The sequence below is a fragment of the Promicromonospora sp. NPDC057488 genome, assembly GCF_042802395.1.
Taxonomy (GTDB): domain Bacteria; phylum Actinomycetota; class Actinomycetes; order Actinomycetales; family Cellulomonadaceae; genus Promicromonospora.
In genome coordinates this window covers 1-3,815 of the sequence record NZ_JBHVEG010000309.1, presented here as the reverse complement: position 1 = coordinate 3,815, position 3,815 = coordinate 1, and the positions used below count along the sequence as shown (strand labels likewise).

General features: G+C 72.0%; 3 protein-coding genes. 1 reads left to right on the top strand and 2 read right to left on the bottom strand.

Annotation, left to right across the window (positions count from 1 at the left end):
• Positions 1–92: 92 nt before the first annotated feature.
• Both mqo and ACFU5G_RS29510 read right to left on the bottom strand, forming a co-directional pair.
• Complete coding sequence (gene mqo, locus ACFU5G_RS29515) at positions 93–1,583, bottom strand: malate dehydrogenase (quinone) (protein ID WP_377252639.1); 1,491 nt, start codon at positions 1,581–1,583, stop codon at positions 93–95.
• Between the two features lie 153 nt (positions 1,584–1,736).
• Positions 1,737–2,576 (bottom strand): helix-turn-helix transcriptional regulator, encoded by an 840-nt coding sequence (locus tag ACFU5G_RS29510; protein WP_377252637.1) that lies wholly within the window; start codon positions 2,574–2,576, stop codon positions 1,737–1,739.
• 228 nt (positions 2,577–2,804) lie between these two features.
• Here ACFU5G_RS29510 and ACFU5G_RS29505 point away from each other — a divergent pair, with 228 nt between their 5' ends.
• Positions 2,805–3,752, top strand: coding sequence for an SDR family oxidoreductase (locus ACFU5G_RS29505; protein WP_377252635.1), 948 nt, complete (start codon positions 2,805–2,807; stop codon positions 3,750–3,752).
• Positions 3,753–3,815 lie beyond the last annotated feature (63 nt).

Genomic DNA, 3,815 nt, shown 5'->3' with positions numbered 1-3,815 from the left:
CTCCCAGGGCTGAGAGAGCGACCACCCCTACGTTCGACTCCGGCGCGAGCGGCGCCGGCGCGAGCGGCGCCGGCGCGAGCGGCGCCGGGCGGTCAGGCGCCCGCGGCTACCTTTTCGGTGCCGGTGAGTGCCGTGGTGTCGTAGTCGACGCCGCCGAGGCTCGGCATCATCGAGTTGAGCTGCGGCTTCCACTTCGCGTAGTCGGCGGGGAAGCAGCGCTCCAGCAGGCCGGTCATCGCGGCGACGGCGGTCGAGGCGCCCGGGGAGGCGCCCAGCAGGCCGGCGATCGTGCCGTCCTTGGAAGCGACGACCTCGGTGCCGAACTCCAGCACGCCACCCTTGCCCTTGACCCACTTCATCACCTGGACGCGCTGGCCCGCGGTGATCTGTTCCCAGTCGCCCGGCTGCGCGGTCGGCATGAACCGCTGCAGCTCGTGGAACTTGGTCTCCGGAGCGGCGACGACCTGGCCGACCAGGTAGCCGGTGAGGTCCATGTTCTTCGCGGCCACGCCGAGCATCGTGCCGATGTTGTGCAGGCGCAACGACGTGATCAGGCCGAGGTACTTGCCCTTCTTCAGGTAGTTCGGGCTGAACCCGGCGTAGGGGCCGAACATCAGGTAGCTCTTGCCGTCCACGATGCGCGTGTCCAGGTGCGGCACGGACATCGGCGGGGCGCCGACGTCGGCCTTGCCGTAGACCTTGGCGTTGTGCTGGGCCACGATCTCGGGGTTCGCGGTGCGCAGGAACTCGCCCGAGATCGGGAAGCCGCCGTACCCGCGGGCCTCCTTGATGCCCGAGGCCTGCAGCAGGGGAAGCGCGCCACCGCCCGCGCCGACGAAGACGAACTTCGCGGTCACGGTGCGCCGGCGGGTCCCGGCGTTCCAGGAGCGGTCGTTCAGCGTGAGGCGCCAGCGGCCGTCCCGCAGCTTCTTCAGGCCGCGCACCTCGTGGTTCACGTGCAGCTCGGTGTTGCCCGAGGTGGCGAAGCCGATCAGCTTCTTGGTGAGCGAGCCGAAGTCGACGTCGGTGCCGGCGGCGGCGCGCGTGGCCGCGATGGGCTCGTCCGCGTCGCGGTCCAGGGTCATCAGCGGGGCCCACGAGCCGATGACGGCGGGGTCGGAGCTGAACTCCATGTCACGGAACAGCGGGTGGGCGCTCAGCGCGTCGAAGCGGCGGCGCAGGAAGTCCACGTTGTCGGCCCCGCGCACGAACGTCATGTGCGGCGTGACGTTGATGAAGTCGGTGCCCTCCATCAGACCGGCGGTGAGCAGGTGGTTCCAGAACTCGCGGGAGGTGTGGAACTGCTCGTTGATCTTCACCGCCTTGGAGATGTCGACGGAGCCGTCCTTGCGCTCCGGGGTGTAGTTCAGCTCGCAGAGGGCGGCGTGGCCGGTGCCCGCGTTGTTCCACGGGTTCGACGACTCGAGGGCCACCTCGTCGAGGCGCTCGTAGATCCCGACACGCCAGGTCGGCTCGAGGATCGTGAGCAGCGCGCCGAGGGTGGCGCTCATGATCCCTCCGCCGATCAGCGCGACGTCGACCTCTTCGGAGGGACGCGGGGCTGTCTGGAGGTAAGAAGTCACGCTCAGAAAGATAGCGCGCTTGTGAAAAGAGGAACGAGCGCTGTGGCATGAATCACGTGATGTGTCCCGTGACCTCGCTCACGGTATGGGCGCGGACGACAAGGCCGGGCCGACGCCGGGCCTAGCCGGGCCGACGGCGGCGGGCGGCGTGCCTCAGCGGACCGCCTGCGGGGCGAGCGCGGACAGCAGCCGCAGCTTCTCGTGGCTCTCGCTGCCGGGCAGTGCCGTGTAGACGAGCAGCCGGTGCGACTGGTCCGGGTCCAGCAGGGACTGGCACGTCAGCTCCAGCGCCCCGACCTCGGGGTGCACGAAGTGCTTCACCTCGTGCGGGCGGACGCCGATCTCGTGGTCCTCCCACACCCGCCGGAACTCCGCGCTGCGGGCAAGGAGCAGCTCCGCGTAGTGCGCCGCGCGGGAGCCCGGCCCGTGGACGGTCGCGACCTGCCGCAGGCCCGAGGCGAACATGCGGGTCAGGAACTCGTGCTCCTGCGGCGCGTACAGCTCGCGCGTGGCGGGGTCGGTGAACCAGCGGAAGCCGATGCTGCGCTCCGGCCCGGTGTAAGCCGTGGTGTCCCCGGTCAGCGCGACGCCCATCGGCGTCTGCCGCAGGGTCTCGCCGAGCTCGGTGACGATCTCCGCGGGGGTGTCGTCGAGGCGGTCCAGGATGCGCAGCAGCCCGGGGCTGATGTGCTCGCTGGTCGTGCCGCGCACCGGCGGCTGGTGCCCCGCCAGCCGGAACAGGTGGTCCCGCTCGTCCAGCGACAGGTGCAGCCCCTGCGCGATCGAGGCGATCATCTGCTCCGACGGGTGCGGCCCGCGCTCCCGTTCCAGCCGCGAGTAGTAGTCGGTCGACATGTTGCACAGCACCGCGACCTCCTCGCGCCGCAGCCCGCTCGTCCGACGGCGCTGCCCCCGCGGCATCCCGACGTCCTCGGGCTGCAGCAGCTCGCGGCGTCGGCGGAGGAACTCCGCCAGCCCGGTGCGATCGATCACGGTGTCCCCTGGTATCGAGTTCCGCTGGTGTTGCGTCCCGCTCTTTCTACCCCGTGCGCGACGGCGGAGCCACGGCCCGCCGATCCCCCTCTGCGGGGCCGACCCGTGCCCCGGCGAGCCTGTGATCGGCAGGCCCTGGATAGGTCCCGGCGGGCCGCCGAGGATCGATTCCGACGTCGCCGGAACGACGTCGCCGACCCGAAGTCGCCATCACGAAGGAGCGGGACCATGTCACGCACACCGATCGACATCACCGTGCCGAGCCTGGCCGGGAAGCGCGCGCTGATCACCGGCGCGAGCGACGGGATGGGCCTGGTCATGGCCACCCGCCTGGCCGCGGCCGGCGCCGAGGTGCTCATGCCCGTGCGCAACCAGCGCAAGGGCGAGGCCGCGGTCGCCACGATCCGGCGTACCGTCCCGGACGCGAACCTCGTGCTCGGCAGCCTCGACCTGTCCTCGCTGGCCTCGGTCGCGGCGCTGGGGGAGACCCTGCGCGCCGACGGGCAGCCGGTCCACCTCATGATCAACAACGCGGGCGTGATGCGGCCGCCGACCCGGCAGACCACGGCCGACGGGTTCGAGCTGCAGACGGGCACCAACCACCTGGGGCACTTCGCCCTGGTCGGCGCGGTGCTGCCGCTCCTGCGCGCCGGCCGCGCCAGCGTGACCTCGCAGGTCAGCGTCGCGGCCCGGCGCGGCTCGATCAACTGGGACGACGTGAGCTGGGAGCGTGAGTACGACGGCATGCGCGCCTACAGCCAGTCCAAGATCGCCTTCGGGCTGTTCGGCCTGGAGCTGCAGCGGCGCAGCGCGGCGGCCGGCTGGGGCATCACGAGCAACCTCTCCCACCCCGGCGTGGCGCCGACCAGCCTGCTCGCCGCGCGCCCGGAGCTCGGCCGCAGCGAGGACACGCCGCACATCCGGGGGATCCGCTGGCTCTCCGAGCACGGCATCCTGCTCGGCACCGTGCGGACGGCGGGGCTGCCGGCGCTGATGGCAGCGACCGACCCCGCTTCCCGGCCCGGCGCGCTCTACGGCCCGAGCGGCCCCGGCAACCTCGGCGGCGCGCCCGCCGAGCAGCGGATGTACGCGCCGCTGCGCAGCCCGCAGGACGCCGCGCGGGTGTGGGAGCTGTCGGAACGCCTCACCGGGGTCAGCTTCGCGGCCGCCGTCTGACCGCCGCCGGACCTGCCGACCCCGACGGGCCCGACGTGTCAGACGCTCAGGTCACCCGGGTGA